We start from the raw sequence: 21829 nt of genomic DNA, 5'->3' as shown, positions 1-21829 counted from the left end.
TATTCAGAGAAAGTAATTTTTCCGTCAGACATAGCGTCTGAAACAAGAGGCTCAAGGTCTGGATGACGAGATAATTGCTTATCAAGAGTCTGATAATGAAATGAATGAATTTCAAAATTAGGAAAAGTGAAAAAGATGGCTATAAGAGCCAAGGCTAAAAGCATTGAAAGAATTTTAAATTCCATGATTAAGCCCCCAACTTAGCATTAACGGCATTAATCAATCGGCGAGTCATTTCACAATCAGATAAAGAGCGATGCGCGGTAAGGCTAGAAATATCAACGTCTTGCTGATAACAGGCATTAGTCAAACGCTGAAAACGGGGAGTAACATCATTGCCACACAATGAACCGTAAAACTGAGCATACCAACGCATAACACAACGAGCGTTACGCTCAAGAGCCCAAGCAAGAGATACCAAATAAGAGCGTGAACACTCAGAGCCAAGAGAAGCAATAATCATTCTGATGTCAAAGTCAGCGTTGTAGATAAGCAAAGTTTTGTTTTTAATGAGAGGTTCTATGTGTTCCCAAGCATCAAAGAAAACAGGGCTATCTTTTACGTCATCATTGGTAATGCCGTGTATATCAGACACTTGAGCGGGTATAGAAATCTGTGGATTTATAAGGGACGTGTACAAGACCTGACCCGATTTAGCACAAATGACAGATATTTCACAAATGCGGTCAGCAGATGATAAACCCGTAGTTTCAGTGTCAAGAATGACGGCGTTGTCTAGATTGATTGATTCCATGTAACCCCCTAAAGCTACTTGTTTGAAGAGGCCGCCCCAGAAGCTAGGGAGCGACCAGAACGGCCAATATCGATTTATCAGGATTGTAATATCGATTATGCAGGATTATCAATAGCGAAAAATCAGGATTAAACAGCTAGAATGAAAGAAATACCGGAGGTGACTATGTATGCAAACGAACTGTTAGACACATACAAAAAGGCGAAAAACTACGTACAAGACAAGCAAATTGCGCATGACTTGAACCTATCGCCGCAGAAGATAAGCAATATAAGAAAAGGCATTCGCTATATGACTGATGAGGAAGCCGTTTTTCTCGCAGAGCAAGCAGGAATTGACCCAGAGCTGGCATTACTCGGATGTCATGCAGACCGCAACGAAAACCCACGCATAAAACAGCTATGGGAACACATAGCAAAAAAGCACAACGGGCTAGGATTAAGAGCTATAACAATGGGTTACGTGGGATTTATGCTAGTTAACATGGGCGATAAATTAGAGTCGTCATACTGCGCATTATGTATATTATGTTAAATGGTGTGCATTTAGATACACGAGACTTATCCTTACAGCGCTCCTATTCTTCCTTTTACTTATTGTATTAAACATAAGTCTATTTACCATAAAGTATATAATTACCATATTGGTTCATGTTTGCACATTGAACAATATGGTAATTATTCTTGAGGATTTAAATACTGTTTAATAATGCGTTGTAATTCTTGGCTACGAATGGGTTTTAAAACCACATCATTCATGCCCGCTTGTCGAAATGTAGCGTGATCATCTTGCATTGCATGGGCCGTAAGCGCGATGATCGGTGTCTGGATATTCTTACTACGCAAGATTTTCGTCGCTTCAATTCCATCCATCACTGGCATCGAGATATCCATAAGAATCAAATCAAATGCATGGCTAGTTTCTGTTAATGATACGGCTTGTTGTCCATCACTCACCATTGTGACGTTGTAACCCATGCGCGATAAGATTAACTGGATGACCATTTGGTTAGTTTTGGTATCTTCAACAACTAAGATATGTCCTTGGCTACTCTGACTACTGGAGGCTTGTTTTAAAATAGGTTCAAGGGGATCAATCTTAATGCTATGTGTTTGTCGTGAATCGACGGGAAGACGGATGGTAAAATGGCTGCCTTGTCCTAAAGAACTGCTGACTGAAATCGTTCCTTTCATCAATTCTACAAGGTGTTTAGTAATCGCTAAGCCAAGCCCTGTGCCACCATAATGACGAGTAATAGAGCTATCGGCTTGAATGAATGGAGAAAACAAATGTTCTATTCGCTCGGGCTCAATTCCAATTCCGGTGTCTTCGACATGGATGACCAACTCATTTCTTGCGGTACTTAACCGGACATCAACAGAGCCTGCTTCGGTGAATTTGATCGCATTACCAATCACATTGAACAGTATTTGCATTAAACGTACAGGATCAACCCAATATTCATAATGATCACAAATTGATGTTCGAACATTAAAGCGGATCCCTTTAGCAACACACGCTTTATGATGATAAGACAGAGCATGAACAAGCTTCTTGTGCAAATGAACCCAGTGACGATGTAACTTAAAGTGCCCTGATTCTATGCGACTTAAATCAAGAATATCATTGATGATCACTAACAGAAGTTCTGCTGAATTTTCCATTTGTTCTAATAACTCAAGTTGAGAGTGATTAGAGTCTTCTCGCAAAATATCAATTAACCCTAAAACAGCATTGAGCGGCGTTCTCAGCTCATGACTCATCATCGCTAAAAATTGCGACTTAGCTTGGTTAGCATGTTCTGCTTGCTGCTGTGCAATATAGAGTTCATGAGTTTTTATACGCACTAAGCTTTGCAATTCTTCTTTATGTTCAATATCGTTAATGGCCCGCTCGAGGAGTGGACGAAAACGTTGCAACGTTGCTTTGGTCTCTAAACTAAACTGCCCTTTCCTACTGCCTAAAAGCAGTAATACGGAATCGCTGGTTTGCGTTTGGATACCTGTGATTAACGCGGAGTTTATTGTTTTTTGAAGAAATGGATTAAGATTTTGAAATTCGGCAAGCTTGGTGGGCTCAAATAGGATAATACACTCGCCTTGTAATACTCGTTGAAATTTATCACCATTAAGCCACTGCTTGCCTTGAAACGCGATATTGGAGGACAGAAAGGTTGAAAATAACGAATTTGGCGTGTTTTTAGCAATAACAATAAAATCATCAAAGTTAATATATCGATGAAGGACGTTTTTAAGCTCTTCAAATATCTGATATTTATTATCAGCATGACTAAGCGCCGATATGGCGCTGAGAATAACACGGTTCTCTTCCGCTAAGCGAAGCTCTCTCTCTTTACTTCTCTCTAACTCAAGTAGCACCTCACTCAGCTGCTCATTTTTGTCTTGTTCTATCATCTTTGTCTATTCTGACTCATAGAAGATAACCGATGCTATCATTAAATTTCCGTGGGCATTCTCGCCACCAATAAAACGTCCCTGTTCACCAAAAGTGAATGGACAAATAAAAGGCTGACCATGCATTTGCTCGACCAGTTTTTTATGAACGAGTTGTACATCTTCTCCTAGACGGAGCATTGCCCCTGCACAATAGATGATAATCGAGCCGAGCAGTAATGACTCATGATAGTTTTGTGTATTTGCATCTTGGATCACTCGTGATGCTCGATTGAGTAGCTGTTCTTTTGAACCGGTCATCAATCTTATTTTTTCGCCTTCATTAATCGTAGCAAATAGTTCAAGCGATCCATCATTGAGCATTTGAATAGGATGACACAATTTATAGTAAGGCTGTTGATTAACATATCCGGCCACTCTTCCTAAAGGAAATCGAGTCACATGCTCAAACAGATGTCGATCGTTAAATTGAATATTGGAGTGATCGCTGATCCACTCTTTATAAATAGCCGAGGCTGGCTCACCATCAATACTCTGAATACATCGATGGCTAGCTTGGGTAATTTCGCCTTCAAACTCAGTCGGTGAATAACCAGCACTAAAACCCGAGGTTAGTGGCTTAGATGGAAAAAATAGCTGCAAAGCTATGCCATTAGAGCTCCATCCCTGTTGGGTAATGATAGACCATTGTTTTTGAATATGATTATCAGCTGCGCTCCCACCGATAATAGGAACGTGAGTGCCAAAGGTTGCATCAATCGCATCAATAAATGCCTCTTCATGGCCGGGTGTCGAATGCAACAGAATTAAGCTTGGTACTTCACCAATTCTATTCGCTTGTCGCAAAGCTTGTTGAATAGCGACATAAGCGGCTTGCCGATCATCCTCTTGACCTAACTCGACTAAACCAGTGCCATACGCACTATAAGAGCAGTCATAAATAGCCATTAAAGCCACAACAGGCCCGATATGAAATCCTTTATCAGTCATGATCGCTTGGCATGAAGAACAGCCAATAAATGGGATTCCTGGAAAATGTAGGCGAAGTTCTTGCTGTATCTGCTTCGCGGAATACTCTTGTGAGTAGTAGCAAATTAGGTTGGACAAGCCATCTTTTTTCAATGTTTCTGCTAACTGCCCTATTGCGTCTTCAGGTCTCGTGGCATGAGTAAAAGTGGTAGTAAATTGCATATATCAAACTAATAAAGATGCGTTAATGATGCAATATTACCACGATACTTTTTTATTGACTGTCTTTGTACTGCAATGATTGGGTGTTTTCGTGATCGATAGACTCATTTTTTAACGTTGGGTGTTCTTTAGTTGCTTCTTTATCTGTTGAATAATGAGTTATAGTGCGCCAGGTGAATGCCGATATCAGAATAGTTAACATAACGATTATTTGAATCAGCTTGTTTTTTGTCAGTTTTTCTGCTGGCATTAGGGGGGTGTCCTTTATCATCAATGACTAACCGAATCAGTAACTTGGTCTTGCAGTGCTCATCGTGGGTATGTAAATAGAAAGAAGAGAGTACTACATCCGCTTTTAAATGTTAACGTCCGTGACCATGATACCGATTACCAATATTAACTGTGCTTACTCTCTTTAGTTGTTTATGGATCACTATCCTTTGACGATAATGAATGCTAGAATTCTTGATGTACATCAATTTAGTGAAAGGTTGTTATGATTTCTGAAAAGCCTGCGGCAAAGCGTATTCAATCTGGTGGCTGCGCCATTCATTGTCAAGACTGTAGTATCAGTCAACTTTGCATTCCGTTTACACTGAACGAATCAGAACTGGACCAGCTTGACCAAATTATTGAGCGTAAAAAGCCGATTCAAAAAGGACAAGCGCTCTTCAAAGCCGGTGATGAACTTCGCTCTCTGTACGCGATTCGTTCAGGAACCATTAAAAGTTATACCATTACTGAACAAGGTGATGAACAGATTACCGCTTTTCACCTTGCCGGTGATTTGGTTGGGTTCGATGCCATCACTGGCGACTCTCATCCAAGTTTTGCTCAGGCATTAGAAACCTCAATGGTTTGTGAAATACCGTATGAAATCTTAGATGACCTTTCTGGAAAAATGCCTAAGTTACGCCAACAAATTATGCGTTTGATGAGTAACGAGATTAAGGGCGATCAAGAGATGATCCTATTACTCTCAAAAAAGAATGCCGAAGAGAGATTGGCGGCCTTCTTGTATAATCTATCAACGCGTTTTTCTCAACGAGGATTTAGCCCTCGCGAATTCCGTTTAACCATGACTCGTGGTGACATTGGCAATTACTTAGGCTTAACCGTAGAAACTATCAGTCGTTTACTGGGACGTTTTCAAAAATCAGAAATGCTTAGCGTGAAAGGCAAATACATCACAATTTTAGATCATGACGCTTTAATGCAATTAGCGGGTGTATCGAAAGACAGCAAGTAATTCTTGATTCATGGCGATGATGCAGCACTTTGATGAGCTGCATCATACTTTTCTTAAAAAACTGACTCTCTTCACTAAAACTCTCTCTCCAACTGCGTTAAAGTATCTCTAAGGTCTGTGAGTTATTGACCTCCTCCACAAACAAGGAGTTTGTTATGAGTATCTATAGCAAAATATTAGTTGTTGCAGACATTAATCACGATGAACAACCGGCATTAGCCAGAGCAGTTCAGCTAGCAGCAAAAAGCCAATCCCCGAGTCATATCACTTTCTTTATGTCGATTTATGATTTTTCTTATGACATGACTTCGATGCTTTCTATTGATGAACGAGATGCGATGCGCAGAGGCGTGATTCAACAACGAGAACAATGGATGAGAAGCGTTGCTGAACCTTATATCGATTCATCCATTCAATTTGATGTAAAGGTGGTTTGGCACAATCGTCCTTACGAGGCGATCATTGCAGAAGTCTTCTCTGGTCAACATGATATTCTTATCAAAGGCACTCATAAACATGATGTATTGGAATCAGTAATATTTACTCCTACTGATTGGCATCTACTGCGCAAATGCCCGACTCCTGTTTTACTGGTTAAACACAGTCACTGGCCTGAGAATGCGAATATTATCGCCTCTGTTCACGTCGGTTCAGAGGTTGACACTCATATTCAGCTCAACGATATCATGGTCGAACAATTACTCAATTTAACTCAACGTCTTGGGGCATCGCCCTATTTAGTTAATGCTTACCCGGTAACGCCAGCCAATATTACGATTGAGCTACCTGAGTTTGACCCGACCACTTATACTGATGCCGTTCGTGGCCATCACCTCACATCGATGAAAGCACTAAGACAAAAACATGGTTTAGATGAAAGCCAAACTATTGTTCAACAAGGTTTACCTGAAGATATTATTCCCGAGGCAGCCAAAACGCTTGATGCGGCGATGGTCATTTTAGGAACGACAGGGCGAACTGGACTTTCAGCCGTCTTTATTGGTAATACCGCTGAACAAGTCATTGATAAAATCAACTGTGATGTCCTTGCCCTAAAACCCGCTGGGTATATTAGCCCTCTTGATCCTAACATCGCTAGCTAAACACTCTGTTTACTATCTATAAGTCCCCATCCCCCTTGGTTGGGGATTTTTTGTTATCGGGCATGCTTAATACTGGCATCTTGTCAGTAGATCCGTATTATACGCACTTCATTTTGTGTGGAAGATTAAAGAACGAAAGCCAATGACAGAGCAAACTCAAGAGTTGACTAAAGCCCAACATTATAATTTCAATAAGCTACAAAAACGTATTCGTCGTAATACGGGGCAAGCTATTGCTGACTTTAATATGATTGAAGATGGCGACCGAATCATGGTCTGTTTATCGGGAGGCAAAGACAGCTTCACGATGCTCGACATTCTGATGAGTTTGCAAAAAAGTGCACCGATCACCTTCTCACTCATCGCTGTCAATCTTGATCAAAAACAACCCGGATTTCCTGAACATATTCTACCTGAATACCTTCAAGAATTAGGCGTTGAGTATAAGATCATTGAAGAAGACACCTATTCAATCGTACAAGATAAAGTTCCCGAAGGTAAAACCACGTGCGCTCTGTGTTCTCGCCTACGCCGTGGTATTTTATATCGCGCAGCGAAGGAGTTAGGGGCCACTAAAATTGCTTTAGGCCATCACCGTGATGACATTATTGAAACCTTGTTTTTGAATATGTTCTATGGCGGAAAAATGAAAGGGATGCCACCTAAGTTAGTCTCTGACAATGGCGAGCATGTGGTGATTCGCCCCCTTGCTTACTGCAGAGAAAAAGACATCATCAAGTACGCAAACCATCGCGCTTATCCTATCATTCCCTGCAATTTATGCGGTTCACAGCCCAATATGCAGCGCCAAAATATTAAGCAGATGCTTAATGCTTGGGATAAACAGTTTCCTGGTCGTATAGAAACCATGTTTAGAGCCATGCAAAATGTCGTGCCTAGCCATCTTGCCGACTTTGAATTATTCGATTTTAAATCGATCAATCGTGATTCTGGCGTCATTAATGGTGGTGACATTGGTTTTGATAAAGAACCCGTCCCACAGCCTATTCTCGATGAAGACGATACGGTGATGCCGTTTGATCCTGCATTAAAATTAGACGTGACTAACTTGTAGCATGTTGTTGATAACCAGTTGAACGGATACCAATAAAGGCTGCCACTGGGCAGCCTTTATTGGTGTTTTCAGGTTATTGCTCTACCCAATAGACTTGATTATGGCGGATCATCGCCTGTACATCTTGTACATAATCCGCGCCAAGCTCAGAGTAACGCAATAATCCATTACTCAAAGCCAGCGCACTATCCACACTGAATAGATTGGCATCATTCTGACGCAACTGTTGACGAATTTTACGTAAATCACGATAAGCCGCATTACGATTCACATTCATAAAATAACGATGAATCGATTCTTGCACCGAAGAAAATTTCGCCACTTCATGGGTCATTCCTGCGCCTCTTGCTGCTGGTACTACCCCACAGCCCGGAGAATAGCACCACTGACCAAAATAGTTATTCGCTTCAATAGCAAAACGCGAAGTTCCCCAGGCGGACTCATTAGCAGCTTGAGTCAGCACTAACGCTTCTGGTAAAACGTCAACACGCTGTAACATACCATTCAGCCATTCACTACTCAGTCGATTTCCCTTATTCAGTGCTAAACCGTATTGTTCTGCCAATTGAGCCGCCAGTGTCTTATCTTTGGCTGACAGTTTGCCTTGCTGAAAACGGGTAGCTAGTCGTTGCAATTGTTGCCTTTCTTGTAAAATACGTTGGTTCTCAAACGCAACCCCAGGTCTTAAATAAGAAAAAAATGCCTCTTTTTTCTCTGCTATATCCGTTATCGATGAAAAATCAGGGGCTGCTGATACTGCATGGCCGGTTAACTCAACCGAAGGGTGATCAGCAGTCCGAGTTGAGTAATAAAGACTCAATCCAATCAACACCATCGCTAACCCTATGAGGATAAAGCGCTTACGCATTAAAAATTTGTGAATTTGCATCATGATCATCATCGCTATTGGTTTTCTTCGTGGCAACGATTTGTAAACGAATACCAAACATATTACGGTAAATAATGCCTTTCACATGAAAAAAGAAAGGCAGAACAAAGATTAAGCCAATACCATAAAACAGGACGGCAGCTACAAACATCAACATCAGTAAAGCGTAGATACCCGCTAAAGGTAGTAGTTTTTTGTTTACTGCACGTAATGATAGCCACAGTGCTTGCATCGGGGGAACTTTCTTTTCACAGATCAGTAAAATCGAATTACTAAAAGCCAGTGAAAAATACATCGAGAGGAGTGGGAAAACCATCCCGGCAACCCCTTGTAGTACTAGGCTCAATAATGAAGCAATAATTACTGGTATGGTGAACTGCAACCCTTTAGTAATATGATTGGTCCTAGTTTTAAGCCCGGCAGCATGACTCATGGCCATTAAACTCACGCCAGCATAAATCGGAGCACTGACTACTTCGTAGCTAAAGTTAGCAATCAAAATCCCTTGAATAACGCCCGGAGGGATATTGCCCTCTTGAGCAAATAAAGAAAAGATGACCGACGGATCGCCGACCATTAATCTGAAGGCAATGATAAAAATCGCCAATTGGATCACGACCAAAATAACAATGGCAGGAGAAAAAGACAGGAAGTGTTTCAGGGTACAATCCCATGCTTCTTTTAGTACCTCACCTATCTTAAGTTGGTAATCACCAGAAAGAGCGCGTTCCAACGTTCCCCCTAAGTTAAAATCTTTCTCGATATTATTGCTCATAATTCGCCCTAGTTTGGCCTGTCAAAAATGCTTTCGAAACAAATGGAGATAGTTTTTCATTATACTGAAATACCGTCGAGTCTAAAATCTTACTGTCAAACTCAGCTTGCTTTATGCTTCATATGGCTGATAATTGACCACTTAAAAGCCTTTATTATTCGTTAACAGGGCATGGTAAAGAATCATCACTCAACGATGCAAAATTTTTTCTGTTTCAAGATAAGAAAATACTTTGATTTCGTCGGGTATGCTAATTATGATGCGCCCTTTGAAAAGGTATAACCAGTGTATAAATTGGATGTATAAGTACACCAAGTATGATTCTGATTTATGACTGGTTTTCGTGTTATCCCCGAACAACCGAGAGTGATGGCAACGTCTGCTGCCACTTTAAGCTAAACGGGAATAATAATGCACTGTATATCACGCTCCTATACTCAAAAAAGTTAAGGACGATTGTTTGAATGAACCATTAGCCATTCAACGACGTTTTTGCCATTTTTTGGGTATACAACCACTGTGGGAGAAAAACAGACGTTGAACAAACAACACTCGGTAGGAAAGCCAGTTATTCGTCTATCTGGCATTAGCAAAAGCTTTGATGGTAAAGAGATCATTTCTCACCTGAATTTAGATGTCAATCACGGTGAATTCTTAACTATACTTGGCCCATCAGGGTGTGGGAAAACCACCGTACTACGAATGATTGCTGGTTTTGAGACGGTCGATAACGGCCAGATCTTACTTGACGGTCAAGATGTGACTCAAGTTCCTGCTGAGCAGAGGCATGTCAACACGGTCTTCCAAAGTTACGCCTTGTTTCCTCATATGACCGTGTTTGATAACGTAGCTTTCGGATTGCGTATGCAGAAAGTACCGAGCGCAGAGATTGAACCACGAGTAATGGAAGCACTACGCATGGTTCGCTTAGAGCAAATGGCGCAACGTAAGCCACATCAGCTTTCTGGTGGTCAGCAACAACGTATTGCGATTGCTCGTGCCGTGGTCAATAAACCTAAAGTGTTATTGTTGGATGAATCTTTATCCGCTCTCGATTATAAACTGCGTAAACAGATGCAAATCGAGCTGAAGCAACTCCAACGTCAACTGGGCATAACCTTCATCTTCGTTACTCACGATCAAGAAGAAGCTTTATCCATGTCGGATCGAATCATTGTTATGCGCGATGGATGCATCGAGCAAGATGGTTCACCACGTGAAATTTATGAAGAGCCCAAAAACCTATTTGTTGCCCGATTTATCGGTGAGATCAACGTATTTAATGCCGTCACTCAAGATCGCATCGATGATAAATGCATTAACGTACAGATCGAGGGCGTTCCTGCGATTGTCTATTATGATCAACCCGTAACTAGCGGCGATAAACTGCAAGTCTTACTGCGTCCAGAAGATTTACGCATTGAAGAGATCAAAGAATCAGAAAGTGCGGGTATTGTTGGTCATGTTATCGATCGTACTTATAAAGGTATGACGTTAGAGTCAGTGGTTGAATTAGAGTCAGGCATGCATGTCATGGTCAGTGAATTCTTTAACGAGGATGATCCAGACGTAGACCACTCTATCGGCCAGAAAGTCGCCATCACTTGGGTTGAAAGCTGGGAGGTCGTCCTCAATGATGAGCAACAAGCTTAATCTACAAAACGCAATTATTGTTTTGATTGTCGGCTGGTTAGGGCTGTTTGTTCTAATCCCCAATCTGATGATCATTGTGACCAGCTTTTTAACGCGTGATGAATCGAACTTAATCGCTTTTACCTTTACGTTCGATAACTATCTTCGTTTAATGGATCCGATTTATGCCAGAGTGATGCTGCACTCATTTTACATGGCTATCGTGGCGACCTTAATTTGCCTTGTGGTCGGCTATCCATTTGCGTATATCGTTGCCAAAATGCCACAAAAATGGCGCCCTATTATGCTGTTTTTAGTGATTGTTCCATTTTGGACTAACTCGCTGATCCGTACCTATGGATTAAAAATTGTTTTGGGCACTCAAGGTATTTTGAATAAAGCATTATTAAGCATCGGCATCATCGATACTCCGATCCGTATCATGTTCACCGAAACCGCGGTAATGATTGGTTTAGTGTACATCTTGCTGCCATTTATGATTTTGCCTCTCTATTCTGCGATCGAGAAGCTCGATCATACTTATATAGAAGCAGCACGAGATCTTGGTGCGAACAAGTTACAAACGCTAATTAAAGTCATTTTACCCTTAACCATGCCCGGCATTATTGGCGGCTGTTTACTGGTACTGCTACCAGCATTAGGAATGTTCTATATTTCTGATTTACTGGGAGGGGCGAAAAACTTATTGATCGGTAACGTCATTAAGAGCCAAGTGCTCAACGCAAGAGACTGGCCATTTGGTGCGGCGACAAGTATTGCCCTCACCTTAGCCATGGCCGTCATGCTCTATGCGTACTATCGAGCAGGTAAACTCTTGAATAAGAAATCGGAGCTAAGCTAATGGGAAAGACAGTTCGATTTAGCTTTATGAGCTTAGTGTACTTATTTTTGTACCTACCGATTATTGTTTTGATTGTGAACTCTTTTAACGACAACCGCTTTGGGATTCGTTGGGGTGGCTTCACGACCAAGTGGTATCATGCTTTGATTAATAATGACAGCTTAATGCAAGCCGCCTGGCACTCTATCAATATTGCGGTCTTTTCAGCGACCGCAGCGACAATTATTGGTAGCTTGACGGCTGTTGCCCTATTTCGTTACCAGTTTAAAGGTAAGAAAATGGTCAATGGCATGCTGTTTGTTGTCATGATGTCACCAGATATCGTAATGGCAATTTCATTACTGGCGCTGTTTTTAGTCCTCGGCTTTCAATTGGGCTTTCTAACCCTTTTGATTGCGCACATCACCTTCTGCTTACCCTTTGTGGTCGTCACGGTTTACAGCCGTTTGAATGGTTTTGATGTGAAGATGTTAGAAGCGGCAAAAGATCTCGGAGCGAGCGAATGGGTTATATTGAAAAATATTATTTTCCCACTTGCTAAGCCAGCCGTTGCGGCAGGTTGGTTATTAAGTTTTACCTTGTCACTCGATGATGTCATCATCAGTTCTTTTGTGACAGGACCAACCTATGAAATTCTCCCTTTAAAGATTTACTCTATGGTTAGGGTTGGGATTTCACCGGAAGTGAATGCGTTAGCGACTGTGATGTTAGTGGTTTCATTAATCCTTGTGATCACTTCACAGTTGTTAGCTAGAGAAAAAGTGAAGTAATATACTCACTGCATGTTAAAAACACGAAACAGAATGGCCACCATGACCATTCTGTTTCTCTATGTAACGCCCTAATGGGCAACGTTTGGTTTGGAGCTAACGTCGATGAAAAAATGGGCTACTTTATTAGCTGGTAGTGCATGTGCGCTTTCACTGTTGTCAAATTCAGCTATCGCGCAAGATAAAGAATTGGTTTTCATGAACTGGGGACCTTACATTAACAGTAATATCCTTGAACAGTTTACTCGTGAAACCGGTATCAAAGTCATTTACTCAACTTATGAGTCAAATGAAACTTTATACGCCAGACTAAAAACCCATAATCAGGGCTACGATCTTATTGTTCCTTCAACCTATTTCGTATCCAAAATGCGTGATGAGGGTATGATTCAGAAAATAGATAAGTCTAAGCTGTCTAATTTCAGTAATTTAGACGCTAACTACCTGAATAAACCTTATGATCCGAACAACGACTACTCAATTCCGCATGTGGTCGCCATTACCGGTTTAGCGGTCAATACCGATATGTATGACCCGAATGATTTCCAAAGCTGGGGTGACCTTTGGAAGCCTGAGCTGGCGAGACAATTGATGTTAATGGACGATACTCGCGAAGTGTTCCATATCGCTCTGCGTAAACTCGGCTATTCCGGTAATACCACTGACGATAAGCAAATTGATGAAGCCTACGCTGAATTGCGTAAATTAATGCCGAATGTTTTGGTGTTTAACTCTGACAACCCTGCTGCACCCTATCTTGCTGGTGAAGTCGGTTTAGGGATGTTATGGAATGGCTCTGCAGCGGCAGCGCAAAATGAAGGATTACCGATCAAACTGATCTTCCCGAAAGAAGGCGGTATTGGTTGGGTCGATAACTTCGCCATTGCTTCAGGAGCGAAAAATGTCGACGCCGCCCATAAGATGATCGACTTTTTACTGCGCCCTGAAATCGCTGAGCAAATCTCTCATGATACTGGCTACTTAACAGGTGTGGCGGAATCGAACGCTAAGTTCAAAAATATCGCCCCCCTATTCCCATCTCAAGAAGATTTAGATCGCGTGGAATGGCAAGATGCGGTGGGAGACAAAACCATTAAGTATGAAAACTACTTTATGCGTTTAAAATCAGGTTTATAAACCTACGAGCTTAAGTAAATGGGCAGCATTAGCTGCCTATTTTTTTGTGAGCTGGTATACTTGGCGGCTGATTTAGCTAATCTCTCTAGCCTATTTGGGCTTTTGCTACCAAAATACGGAATTGTAATGAAGAAAAGTAAACTGTATGCGGGCGTACTATGCGCAGCGACTCTATTCACTACCCACGCGATGGCCAACGATACCGAGCTGTATTTTTATAACTGGTCGGAATATATCCCTAGCGATGTACTAGAAGAATTTAGTAAAGAAACCGGTATCCGAGTTATTTATTCGACGTACGAATCAAACGAAAGCATGTACGCGAAGTTAAAAACCCAAGGTGCTGGTTATGACTTAGTGGTTCCTTCAACTTATTTTGTCTCTAAGATGCGCAAAGAAGGCATGCTGCAACCCATCGACAAAAATCAATTAAGCCATTTTGCGGATCTTGACCCTAATTTTCTCAATAAATCTTTTGATCCCGAAAACCGTTACTCAATCCCTTATATCTGGGGAGCGACAGGTATTGGCATTAACACCGACATGCTTGATAAATCAGCACTGACCAATTGGAACGATTTATGGGATGCCAAATGGCGTGGTCAGCTTATGCTGATGGATGACGCTCGTGAAGTGTTCCATATGGCTTTAAGTAAATTGGGTTATTCGCCAAATAGTACCAATCCAGAAGAGATTGAAGCCGCTTATCAAGAGCTAACCAAACTGATGCCAAATGTCTTGGTCTTTAACTCTGATTTCCCAGCCAACCCGTTTTTAGCCGGAGAAGTTTCGCTTGGGATGTTGTGGAATGGGTCTGCCTACATGGCGCGTCAAGAAGGAGCCAATATTGAGATTATTTGGCCAGAAAAAGGCGCTATTTTCTGGATGGACAGCATTGCGATTCCTGCAGGTGCCAAAAATATCGAAGCGGCACATAAAATGATCGACTTCTTATTGCGTCCGGAAAATGCAGCAAAAATTGCGCTGGAAATCGGCTATCCAACACCAGTCAAAACGGCCCATAAGCTATTACCTGCCGAGTTTGTCAATGACCCGAATATCTTCCCACCACAATCAGTCATGGATAGCGGTGAATGGCAAGATGATGTCGGTGAAGCATCAATATTATACGATAACTACTTCCAACGCTTAAAAGTGAAGTAATCAGCGATTCTATCAATGTGAAAAAGCGGCTGATGCCGCTTTTTTCTTGCCTGTTTTCTGTGCTAGATGAAAACGATGTGACGTTACCAAAAAATGAGGTTCTTGTCCTCTTATCGAGGGGAATCTTGCAGCATTAATAGCTCGTTAACTAAACGAGGGACCTCAAGCGTCGCTTTGCCATAACGTTTTTCAGCAAACTCACTTTCAATCGCGCTCGGCTCTAAATTAATTTCAATCGTATGTGCGCCGTGCATTCTCGCATCATGCACAAAACCAGCCGCCGGATAAACCACACCAGATGTACCAATAGAGACAAATAAATCGGCTTTTTCTAATGCGCTATAAATATCCCCCATCCGCAAAGGCATTTCCCCAAACCAAACAATATGAGGCCGCATTTGTTGCGGAATTTGACAGCAATGACACAGTTCACCGGTCAATAAATCGCCTTTTTGTTCAACCACTTGATTAGACATACTACAGCGAGCTTTAAATAACTCGCCATGCATATGAATGATGTTTTGACTACCGCCTCGCTCATGCAGATCATCAATATTCTGAGTAATGATGGTTACTGAACCATTCAGTTGTCGCTCTAGCTCGCCAAGAGCAAGATGAGCCGCATTGGGTTGAATCTCAGGAGAGCCTAGTTTTCTGCGGCGCTGATTATAAAAGTCTTGCACCAAATCAGGATCACGAGCAAAACCTTCTGGTGTGGCAACATCTTCAATCCGGTGGTTTTCCCATAATCCATCTTGGGCCCGAAAGGTTTGAATACCCGACTCGGCAGATATCCCCGCGCCGGTCAATACTACAATATTGCGATAGGGGAAATTCATCATCCATTCCTTATTTTCAATCTTTACACCAGTTTAGCATTGATAAACGAGCGTCCCTAATTTCAAGGCTTAGACAATAGTCGAAAAAAACACCCAGACTCGCTGGGTGTGATGCTTAAAGATTCGGGCCTTTCGTTGGGCGATGAGCAATATCGGCTCGTAGCTGCTTCATACCTTGCACCATACGCCAAAACCATAAGGTAATGGCACCTAACGCAATGAACGCGCCAAGATAAGGGATAGCGTAGCCAATCGTACTTAACCAAGTATTACTAAACCAATAACGATTGACTCCCATCAGAACGCCATTTGCCGTAGCAACGGTGACAATTAACACCACAAAAAAGGTTAAGAATAAGAAAAAAGTACGAATTAATCCGTAATAATGGGAATTCGCCACCTCGCCATCTTGGTTTTTATCCAACCGATAGCCAGCATAGATAATGCCAATCACCCCAGAAAGTAACCCAGTAAATGGGGTCAGCAAACTGGCGATATACACAAACCAAACGGATTTATTTTTACTGGCGGGGATCATCATGACTCTCCTGTATCTTTGGAACTTGATGGTCAGCCGCTTCAATTTCGCCTCGCGCTTTGACTTCTTCATACCATAAATCATGATGTTCTTTGGCCCAGGTCTCATCGACTTTACCTGTCACCATCCCTTCTAATGCTCCTTCCATACCAAATAAACCGATATAAATATGGAAAATAAAGCCACAAATAAGGATTAAAGCAGAGAACATGTGGATCAAATTCGAGAGTTCCATATCGCGGCGTGTTTGCCCAAAAATCGGAAAGTCTAAAATAAGTCCACTGATCGCAGCAAAGCTACCAAATACGATCAAAAGCCAATAGATCGCTTTTTCACCACCATTGGAAAAGCCAGCCGAAGGATGGGTTCCTTTGTGCTTGCCCGCCATTCCTCCCAATTTTAAAAACCATTGGAAATCAACCTTGTTGAATAAGGATTTTCGCCACCATTTCAGCAACATAAAAATCAGCAACACAAAGAATAAGGGGCCAACGTAATTGTGGTATTGCTTAGCGGAATAAATGACCATTCCCCACCAATCGGTAGGAATGTAAGGTTTAAGAAAGTGTTTACCATAAACCAACATTAAACCACTGAACGCCAAGGTAAGAAAAGTAAACGCCATACTCCAGTGCAACGCTCGATCCAAACGCGACCAACGTTTTAATTTTCGCCCCGTTCTTGGCTGGCTAAGCATGATCGGCCCCATCAACCAATAGGCCATCACAACCATCACAATACTACCAAAAATCGCCACTGCCCCAGTAGGAGACATCCATTTCTCTTTTAAGACAAACCACATTTCACCCGGTGTACTGATTAACACGCCATGCTCAGGAGAACGTGATGTGGTATAGCCTTCTTGACCTTGCCTCACTTGACGCCAAAAGTCGGCACCCGCTAATTGAGAGATCTCTTTTTGCGCCACATTGTGATTAGTGGACTCGCCCTCATTGGCTAATAATGGGAGAGATAAACAACTAAGAGTTAAGATCAATAGCACCAAGACCTGCTGAAACGCACGCTTTATCTGATATTGCATCGCTACTTAACTCCTTGTGGCATCGAAAGCGAGATCTTCGCCATTGGTCCACCCAGCATTTTTAGCTCCGCGCTCTACCACGCGCTGACGGAAAATATCTGAAACCACCGCGGCATCACCAGCCAGTAGTGCTTTAGTCGAACATAAGGAAGCACACATCGGTAATTTGCCTTCAGCAATCCGGTTAGCACCATATTTACGACGTTCTTCGGGGGAACCCGGTTCTGTTTCAGGTCCACCAGCACAGAACGTACATTTATCCATTTTCCCACGCTCAGCAAAGGCAGACTGCTTAGGAAACTGCGGAGCACCAAACGGGCAAGCAAATAAGCAGTAACCACAACCAATGCAAAGATCTTTATTGTGCAGCACGATGCCATCTTCCGTTTTGACAAAACAGTCCGCCGGACAGACCGCCATACAAGGCGCATCTGTACAGTGCATGCAAGCTACCGAGATCGAGTTCTCTCCCGGTTCGCCATCATTGAGTGTGACCACTCGACGACGTTGGATTCCCCATTGCAGAGCATCGTCATTTTCATTTTTACAGGCCGTGACACAGCCGTTGCATTCGATGCAGCGTTTGGTATCACAAAGGAATTTCATTTTAGCCATTGGTTTACTCCTTACGCTTTACGGATGTTACACAAGGTGACTTTAGTTTCCTGCATTTGAGTAACAGGATCGTACCCATAAGTGGTCGCGATATTCGCTGACTCACCAATCACATAAGGATCGGTACCTTGTGGGTATTTATGACGAAGATCTTCACCTTGAAATTTGCCGCCAAAATGAAAAGGAATGAACGCCATACCGGGTTTAACGCGACGTGTCACCATGGCTTTAACATGAATACGCCCTTTTTCTGCCCCTTCAACCCAAACCATGTCACCGTCTCTGAAACCAAGATCATTGGCATCCTTAGGGTTCACCTCAACAAACATCTCTTGCTGCAGTTCGGCTAACCAAGGGTTTGAACGGGTTTCTTCGCCACCACCTTCGTACTCGACTAAGCGCCCAGAAGTCAGAATGATCGGATATTCTTGAGATTTATCGATATCTTGAATCGATTTATAGAGCGTCGGCATTCTAAAAATCGCGTCTTTATCTTCCCAAGTAGGATAATCAGCGATGAGATCGCGTCTTGGCGTGTACAGTGGCTCACGATGTAGTGGCACTCGATCCGGAAATGTCCACACAATGGCACGAGCTTTCGCATTGCCAAACGGAATACAGCCATGCTGAATTGCCACTCGTTGAATACCACCAGAAAGATCGGTTTTCCAGTTTTGTCCTTCTGCTGCGACTTTTTCGGCCTCGGTCAGATCGTCCCACCATCCTAAATGTTTGAGTAATTTATCGGTAAACTCCGGATAACCATCTTCAATCTCACTGCCTTTTGAAAAGCTATCTTCTGCGAGTAGTGATTGACCTTCAAACTCAACGCCGTAGCGAGCTCGGAACGTCCCTCCGCCCAGAGCAACCGGTTTAGAAGTATCATACAAAATATGCGTTCCGGGATGCTTCATCTCTGGAGTCCCCCAGCAAGGCCAAGGTAGACCATAAGTCTCACCATGAATTGGCCCACCTTCTGCTTCTAAAGTGGTTTTATGGAAAGTATGCCAATGCTGTTGATGCGCTTTTAAACGTTCAGGGCTTTGTCCGGTATAGCCGATGGTCCACATCCCTTTATTGAATTCACGGGTAATGTCTTCAATAAGTGGTTGATCATTCTCAACTCGAATGTGTTTACAAAGTTGCTCGGCAAAGCCGAGTTTTTTACTCAGTAAGTACATGATTTCATGATCAGGTTTGGAATCAAACAACGGTTCAATGACTTGATCACGCCATTGCAAAGAGCGATTCGACGCGGTCACACTGCCGTAAGTTTCAAATTGGGTCGTGGCCGGAAGCAAATACACGCCATCGCTGCGCTCATTCATGACTGCAGCAACGGTTGGATAAGGATCGACAATCACCATCATGTCGAGCTTTTGCATCGCTTTTTTCATTTCTACGCCACGAGTTTGCGAGTTAACCGCATGACCCCAATAGAACATAGCGCGAATATTTTCTCGTTGTTGAATATTGTCTTTATTCTCCAGTACGCCATCAATCCAACGAGATACAGGAATTCCGAAACTATTCATTGGCTTAGTGCCACCGTAAGTCCCTTGATCAAAGCGATTCGCTATCCAATCAAAATCAACATCCCATACCTTGGCCCAATGACGCCATGCCCCTTCTGCGACCCCATAGTAACCAGGCAACGAATCAGCAAGTACCCCTAAATCCGTTGCTCCTTGAACGTTATCATGACCACGAAAAATGTTCGCCCCGGAACCCGGTTTACCCAAATTCCCCAAAGCCAATTCAAGCACACAGTAAGCACGAGTATTGTTATTTCCTGTTGTGTGCTGAGTGCCGCCCATACACCAAATAATACAGCCAGGGCGATGTTCAGAGAGTAGCTTCGCGGTTTGATAAACATCCGACTCACTCACTCCGGTGACCCGCTCCACTTCTTGAGGTGTCCATTTCGCCACTTCTTGACGAATTTCATCCATGCCAAACACACGTTGGCGAATGAATTCTTTATCTTCCCACTGATTTTTAAATACGTGCCAGAGCACGCCCCAAATAAAGGCGACATCCGTTCCGGGACGCAATGACACATAGTGATCCGCTTTGGCTGCGGTGCGCGTACGACGAGGATCGGCAACCACAATTTTGCAATTATTCTTCTCTTTGGCGATCAAGATATGTTGCATCGCGACCGGATGCGCTTCCGCAGGATTCGAGCCAATGAACAACATCGACTTACAGTTATGCATATCATTAAAGGAGTTGGTCATCGCACCGTAACCCCAAGTATTGGCAACGCCTGCTACGGTCGTGGAATGACAAATTCGCGCTTGGTGGTCAACGTTATTGGTTCCCCATAATGAGGCCATTTTACGAAAGAGATACGCTTGTTCATTGCTGTGCTTAGCACTGCCAAGCCAGTAGACTGAATCTGGCCCCGACTGTTGACGAATCTTTAGAACTTCATCGCCGATTTCATCGATTGCCTGTTTCCATGAGAGTTTTTTCCATTTTCCGCCCTCAAGCTTCATCGGATATTTCAAACGTCGCTCACCATGACCATGCTCGCGTAAGGCCGCGCCTTTTGCACAGTGCCCACCCGCGTTAAAAGGGTGATCAAAAGCTGGCTCTTGGCCTGTCCAAACCCCGTTTTGAACTTCAGCATAAATACCGCAACCAACGGAACAGTGTGAGCAAATGGTACGCTTTATTTCCGTTTTGACCTGATTAGGTCGCGAGGTTGCTTGAGCTTTTTTAATCATTCCAGGAGCAAATAAAGCAGAACCAACAAGCGCACCACCTGCGGCTAATGAACTGTTGCGAATAAAAGCTCGACGACTGAGCCCTAGTGCATTAGGCTGTTCGACCTGCTCTGAACGTTTGGTCAGTTTCATTATCAGCTCCTATAAACTGGCGTAGTAATCGCGAATATGTTGAGTTTCGTGATACCCTTTTTGCAATGGCTGTGGCGTCGCCTCTTCCACTGTCTCTACCGCTAACGCCGACGGACTCGTCGAAGCCACCACACCTCCGACAACGGCGGCACCAGCTATGCTTTTTAATATCGTGCGCCGACTCTGATTAATATCTGATTGTTTTTTCATCGCTTTCTTCCTTTTTCCATATAACCGCAGTGATGATTCCACTGCCGTTGTAGGACGCTGGTTATAATTCGCTGACATTCTGCTCAATGGTATTTTTTACATGCATAACATGGGTATTACATTGACTAGCAATGCTAGCTGGTGTCATCTGAATACTCTCTAAGCTTAAAAAAGCCTTAAATACTTGAGACACCGCTCGATAAAAATTCGCATGTTCGGCTTGCTCAATTTGTTGCGCTAAGTGATTAAACCAAGAGCTGATATGACGATGAAAAAATTCACCTTGCTGCTCAGGCATATCACTGATCAACCACGCCATACTTTCACATAAGGCGGCAATATGATCCTCTGGCTCTTTCACCGAGTCTGAACGCTGCAAACCAAGCTGCGCCATATGCTGGCGAAGATCCGCTAGAGGTTTTTCCATCAATGATCCCGTCAGGTGCCATGAAGCAAAGGGCACCACTTCACCTCTTCCGATACCAATAAATAGCCATTGATATTCCTCTTCAAGGCTATGAATATCAGTATGTTGTGCAGCATGCCTTAAGGCTAACCAACACTGACTCATCACGCTTGAGTTATCTTCAATCTCTAAGTCAGCTAAAAACTGCAATTGTGACTGACGAGGAGGAGCGCGAAACAGGGAGGCCAACATCAGATAAATCTCGGTACGTATAGTGTCGGTAACTTGCATAAACATCGC

The 21829-nt window shown here is 42.8% G+C and carries 23 protein-coding genes; 9 read left to right on the top strand and 14 right to left on the bottom strand.

Annotated elements, in window-relative coordinates:
- Both CAG60_RS10010 and CAG60_RS10005 read right to left on the bottom strand, forming a co-directional pair.
- Positions 1 to 185 (bottom strand): hypothetical protein (locus tag CAG60_RS10010; RefSeq protein WP_161438857.1); only part of this gene is annotated, 185 nt, incomplete at its 3' end.
- Between the two features lie 2 nt (positions 186 to 187).
- Positions 188 to 754 (bottom strand): 3'-5' exonuclease, encoded by a 567-nt coding sequence (locus tag CAG60_RS10005; RefSeq protein ID WP_161438856.1) that lies wholly within the window; start codon positions 752 to 754, stop codon positions 188 to 190.
- A gap of 165 nt (positions 755 to 919) precedes the next feature.
- Between CAG60_RS10005 and CAG60_RS10000 the strand changes: the two genes are divergently transcribed.
- Positions 920 to 1288, top strand: coding sequence for a DUF3693 domain-containing protein (locus CAG60_RS10000; RefSeq protein WP_161438855.1), 369 nt, complete (start codon positions 920 to 922; stop codon positions 1286 to 1288).
- Between the two features lie 143 nt (positions 1289 to 1431).
- Here CAG60_RS10000 and CAG60_RS09995 read toward each other — a convergent pair whose 3' ends face one another.
- Genes CAG60_RS09995 through CAG60_RS16515 form a run of 3 tightly spaced genes read right to left on the bottom strand, consistent with a single transcriptional unit; the run spans position 1432 to position 4609 of the window.
- Positions 1432 to 3165 carry an ATP-binding protein gene (locus CAG60_RS09995; protein ID WP_161438860.1) on the bottom strand — a complete coding sequence of 578 codons (1734 nt, stop codon included), beginning with the start codon at positions 3163 to 3165 and terminating at the stop codon, positions 1432 to 1434.
- 9 nt (positions 3166 to 3174) lie between these two features.
- Positions 3175 to 4359 (bottom strand): FIST signal transduction protein, encoded by a 1185-nt coding sequence (locus tag CAG60_RS09990; protein WP_154168203.1) that lies wholly within the window; start codon positions 4357 to 4359, stop codon positions 3175 to 3177.
- Positions 4360 to 4411: 52 nt separating this feature from the next.
- Positions 4412 to 4609, bottom strand: coding sequence for a hypothetical protein (locus CAG60_RS16515; protein WP_154168201.1), 198 nt, complete (start codon positions 4607 to 4609; stop codon positions 4412 to 4414).
- A 246-nt stretch (positions 4610 to 4855) separates the two neighbouring features.
- Between CAG60_RS16515 and CAG60_RS09985 the strand changes: the two genes are divergently transcribed.
- The 3 genes from CAG60_RS09985 to ttcA all read left to right on the top strand — a co-directional run bounded on the left by CAG60_RS09985 (position 4856) and on the right by ttcA (position 7786).
- Positions 4856 to 5608, top strand: coding sequence for an FNR family transcription factor (locus tag CAG60_RS09985; RefSeq protein WP_072669111.1), 753 nt, complete (start codon positions 4856 to 4858; stop codon positions 5606 to 5608).
- 155 nt (positions 5609 to 5763) lie between these two features.
- Positions 5764 to 6711 carry a universal stress protein UspE gene (gene uspE / locus CAG60_RS09980; RefSeq protein ID WP_161438854.1) on the top strand — a complete coding sequence of 316 codons (948 nt, stop codon included), beginning with the start codon at positions 5764 to 5766 and terminating at the stop codon, positions 6709 to 6711.
- A 142-nt stretch (positions 6712 to 6853) separates the two neighbouring features.
- Entirely contained in the window at positions 6854 to 7786 is a 933-nt protein-coding gene (gene ttcA / locus CAG60_RS09975; RefSeq protein ID WP_158138445.1) for a tRNA 2-thiocytidine(32) synthetase TtcA, read from the top strand.
- A gap of 73 nt (positions 7787 to 7859) precedes the next feature.
- Here the strand turns inward: ttcA and CAG60_RS09970 are convergent, their stop codons facing one another.
- Both CAG60_RS09970 and CAG60_RS09965 read right to left on the bottom strand, forming a co-directional pair.
- Positions 7860 to 8654 carry a glucosaminidase domain-containing protein gene (locus CAG60_RS09970; protein WP_161438859.1) on the bottom strand — a complete coding sequence of 265 codons (795 nt, stop codon included), beginning with the start codon at positions 8652 to 8654 and terminating at the stop codon, positions 7860 to 7862.
- Positions 8647 to 9450 (bottom strand): hypothetical protein, encoded by an 804-nt coding sequence (locus CAG60_RS09965; protein ID WP_004395276.1) that lies wholly within the window; start codon positions 9448 to 9450, stop codon positions 8647 to 8649. The genes CAG60_RS09970 and CAG60_RS09965 overlap by 8 nt, the downstream gene beginning before the upstream one ends.
- A 519-nt stretch (positions 9451 to 9969) precedes the next feature.
- Here CAG60_RS09965 and potA point away from each other — a divergent pair.
- The 5 genes from potA (at position 9970) to CAG60_RS09940 (ending at position 15015) form a co-directional block, all read left to right on the top strand.
- On the top strand, positions 9970 to 11103 hold the full coding sequence (gene potA / locus CAG60_RS09960; RefSeq protein ID WP_161438853.1) for a spermidine/putrescine ABC transporter ATP-binding protein PotA: 1134 nt from the start codon (positions 9970 to 9972) through the stop codon (positions 11101 to 11103).
- A complete protein-coding gene (potB, locus tag CAG60_RS09955) occupies positions 11087 to 11944 on the top strand; it encodes a spermidine/putrescine ABC transporter permease PotB (protein ID WP_004395274.1) in 858 nt (285 codons plus the stop codon). The genes potA and potB overlap by 17 nt, the downstream gene beginning before the upstream one ends.
- Positions 11944 to 12714: a spermidine/putrescine ABC transporter permease PotC gene (gene potC, locus CAG60_RS09950; protein ID WP_004395273.1), complete on the top strand. Its 771-nt coding sequence runs from the start codon at positions 11944 to 11946 to the stop codon at positions 12712 to 12714. Before potB ends, potC begins: the two co-directional genes overlap by 1 nt.
- A 105-nt stretch (positions 12715 to 12819) precedes the next feature.
- Positions 12820 to 13851: an extracellular solute-binding protein gene (locus CAG60_RS09945; protein WP_161438852.1), complete on the top strand. Its 1032-nt coding sequence runs from the start codon at positions 12820 to 12822 to the stop codon at positions 13849 to 13851.
- 126 nt (positions 13852 to 13977) lie between these two features.
- Positions 13978 to 15015, top strand: a complete 1038-nt coding sequence (locus CAG60_RS09940; RefSeq protein WP_154168197.1) for an extracellular solute-binding protein — start codon at positions 13978 to 13980, stop codon at positions 15013 to 15015.
- A 110-nt stretch (positions 15016 to 15125) separates the two neighbouring features.
- On the opposite strand, the gene cobB is transcribed toward CAG60_RS09940, so the two are convergent.
- The 7 genes from cobB to CAG60_RS09905 form a co-directional block, all read right to left on the bottom strand.
- Positions 15126 to 15854 carry a Sir2 family NAD+-dependent deacetylase gene (gene cobB / locus CAG60_RS09935; protein WP_161438858.1) on the bottom strand — a complete coding sequence of 243 codons (729 nt, stop codon included), beginning with the start codon at positions 15852 to 15854 and terminating at the stop codon, positions 15126 to 15128.
- 115 nt (positions 15855 to 15969) lie between these two features.
- A complete protein-coding gene (locus CAG60_RS09930; protein ID WP_161429715.1) occupies positions 15970 to 16392 on the bottom strand; it encodes a hypothetical protein in 423 nt (140 codons plus the stop codon).
- Positions 16376 to 17434 (bottom strand): formate dehydrogenase subunit gamma, encoded by a 1059-nt coding sequence (locus tag CAG60_RS09925; protein ID WP_161438851.1) that lies wholly within the window; start codon positions 17432 to 17434, stop codon positions 16376 to 16378. Before CAG60_RS09925 ends, CAG60_RS09930 begins: the two co-directional genes overlap by 17 nt.
- A gap of 6 nt (positions 17435 to 17440) precedes the next feature.
- The gene (gene fdh3B / locus CAG60_RS09920; protein ID WP_004395267.1) at positions 17441 to 18049 is read right to left on the bottom strand and encodes a formate dehydrogenase FDH3 subunit beta; all 609 of its coding nucleotides are present in this window, start codon (positions 18047 to 18049) and stop codon (positions 17441 to 17443) included.
- Between the two features lie 11 nt (positions 18050 to 18060).
- On the bottom strand, positions 18061 to 20913 hold the full coding sequence (locus CAG60_RS09915; RefSeq protein ID WP_161438850.1) for a formate dehydrogenase subunit alpha: 2853 nt from the start codon (positions 20911 to 20913) through the stop codon (positions 18061 to 18063).
- A 9-nt stretch (positions 20914 to 20922) separates the two neighbouring features.
- Complete coding sequence (locus CAG60_RS09910; protein WP_158138450.1) at positions 20923 to 21123, bottom strand: transcriptional initiation protein Tat; 201 nt, start codon at positions 21121 to 21123, stop codon at positions 20923 to 20925.
- A 61-nt stretch (positions 21124 to 21184) separates the two neighbouring features.
- Positions 21185 to 21820: a TorD/DmsD family molecular chaperone gene (locus CAG60_RS09905; protein ID WP_161438849.1), complete on the bottom strand. Its 636-nt coding sequence runs from the start codon at positions 21818 to 21820 to the stop codon at positions 21185 to 21187.
- Between the last annotated feature and the right edge of the window lie 9 nt (positions 21821 to 21829).

It is taken from the genome of Vibrio sp. V33_P6A3T137 (assembly GCF_009904835.1).
Lineage (GTDB): Bacteria > Pseudomonadota > Gammaproteobacteria > Enterobacterales > Vibrionaceae > Vibrio > Vibrio metschnikovii.
The sequence above is the reverse complement of the archived record's forward strand: the minus strand, read 5'-3'. Positions and strand labels throughout refer to the sequence as shown.

Bases quoted from the DNA above. Each gene is read 5' to 3' on its own strand.
- CAG60_RS10005 (WP_161438856.1), bottom strand. From the start codon at position 754: ATGGAATCAATCAATCTAGACAACGCCGTCATTCTTGACACTGAAACT.
- CAG60_RS10000 (WP_161438855.1), top strand. From the start codon at position 920: ATGTATGCAAACGAACTGTTAGACACATACAAAAAGGCGAAAAACTAC.
- CAG60_RS09990 (WP_154168203.1), bottom strand. From the start codon at position 4,359: ATGCAATTTACTACCACTTTTACTCATGCCACGAGACCTGAAGACGCA.
- CAG60_RS16515 (WP_154168201.1), bottom strand. From the start codon at position 4,609: ATGCCAGCAGAAAAACTGACAAAAAACAAGCTGATTCAAATAATCGTT.
- CAG60_RS09985 (WP_072669111.1), top strand. From the start codon at position 4,856: ATGATTTCTGAAAAGCCTGCGGCAAAGCGTATTCAATCTGGTGGCTGC.
- uspE (WP_161438854.1), top strand. From the start codon at position 5,764: ATGAGTATCTATAGCAAAATATTAGTTGTTGCAGACATTAATCACGAT.
- ttcA (WP_158138445.1), top strand. From the start codon at position 6,854: ATGACAGAGCAAACTCAAGAGTTGACTAAAGCCCAACATTATAATTTC.
- CAG60_RS09970 (WP_161438859.1), bottom strand. From the start codon at position 8,654: ATGCGTAAGCGCTTTATCCTCATAGGGTTAGCGATGGTGTTGATTGGA.
- CAG60_RS09965 (WP_004395276.1), bottom strand. From the start codon at position 9,450: ATGAGCAATAATATCGAGAAAGATTTTAACTTAGGGGGAACGTTGGAA.
- potB (WP_004395274.1), top strand. From the start codon at position 11,087: ATGAGCAACAAGCTTAATCTACAAAACGCAATTATTGTTTTGATTGTC.
- potC (WP_004395273.1), top strand. From the start codon at position 11,944: ATGGGAAAGACAGTTCGATTTAGCTTTATGAGCTTAGTGTACTTATTT.
- CAG60_RS09945 (WP_161438852.1), top strand. From the start codon at position 12,820: ATGAAAAAATGGGCTACTTTATTAGCTGGTAGTGCATGTGCGCTTTCA.
- CAG60_RS09940 (WP_154168197.1), top strand. From the start codon at position 13,978: ATGAAGAAAAGTAAACTGTATGCGGGCGTACTATGCGCAGCGACTCTA.
- cobB (WP_161438858.1), bottom strand. From the start codon at position 15,854: ATGAATTTCCCCTATCGCAATATTGTAGTATTGACCGGCGCGGGGATA.
- CAG60_RS09930 (WP_161429715.1), bottom strand. From the start codon at position 16,392: ATGATCCCCGCCAGTAAAAATAAATCCGTTTGGTTTGTGTATATCGCC.
- CAG60_RS09925 (WP_161438851.1), bottom strand. From the start codon at position 17,434: ATGCAATATCAGATAAAGCGTGCGTTTCAGCAGGTCTTGGTGCTATTG.
- fdh3B (WP_004395267.1), bottom strand. From the start codon at position 18,049: ATGGCTAAAATGAAATTCCTTTGTGATACCAAACGCTGCATCGAATGC.
- CAG60_RS09915 (WP_161438850.1), bottom strand. From the start codon at position 20,913: ATGAAACTGACCAAACGTTCAGAGCAGGTCGAACAGCCTAATGCACTA.
- CAG60_RS09910 (WP_158138450.1), bottom strand. From the start codon at position 21,123: ATGAAAAAACAATCAGATATTAATCAGAGTCGGCGCACGATATTAAAA.
- CAG60_RS09905 (WP_161438849.1), bottom strand. From the start codon at position 21,820: ATGCAAGTTACCGACACTATACGTACCGAGATTTATCTGATGTTGGCC.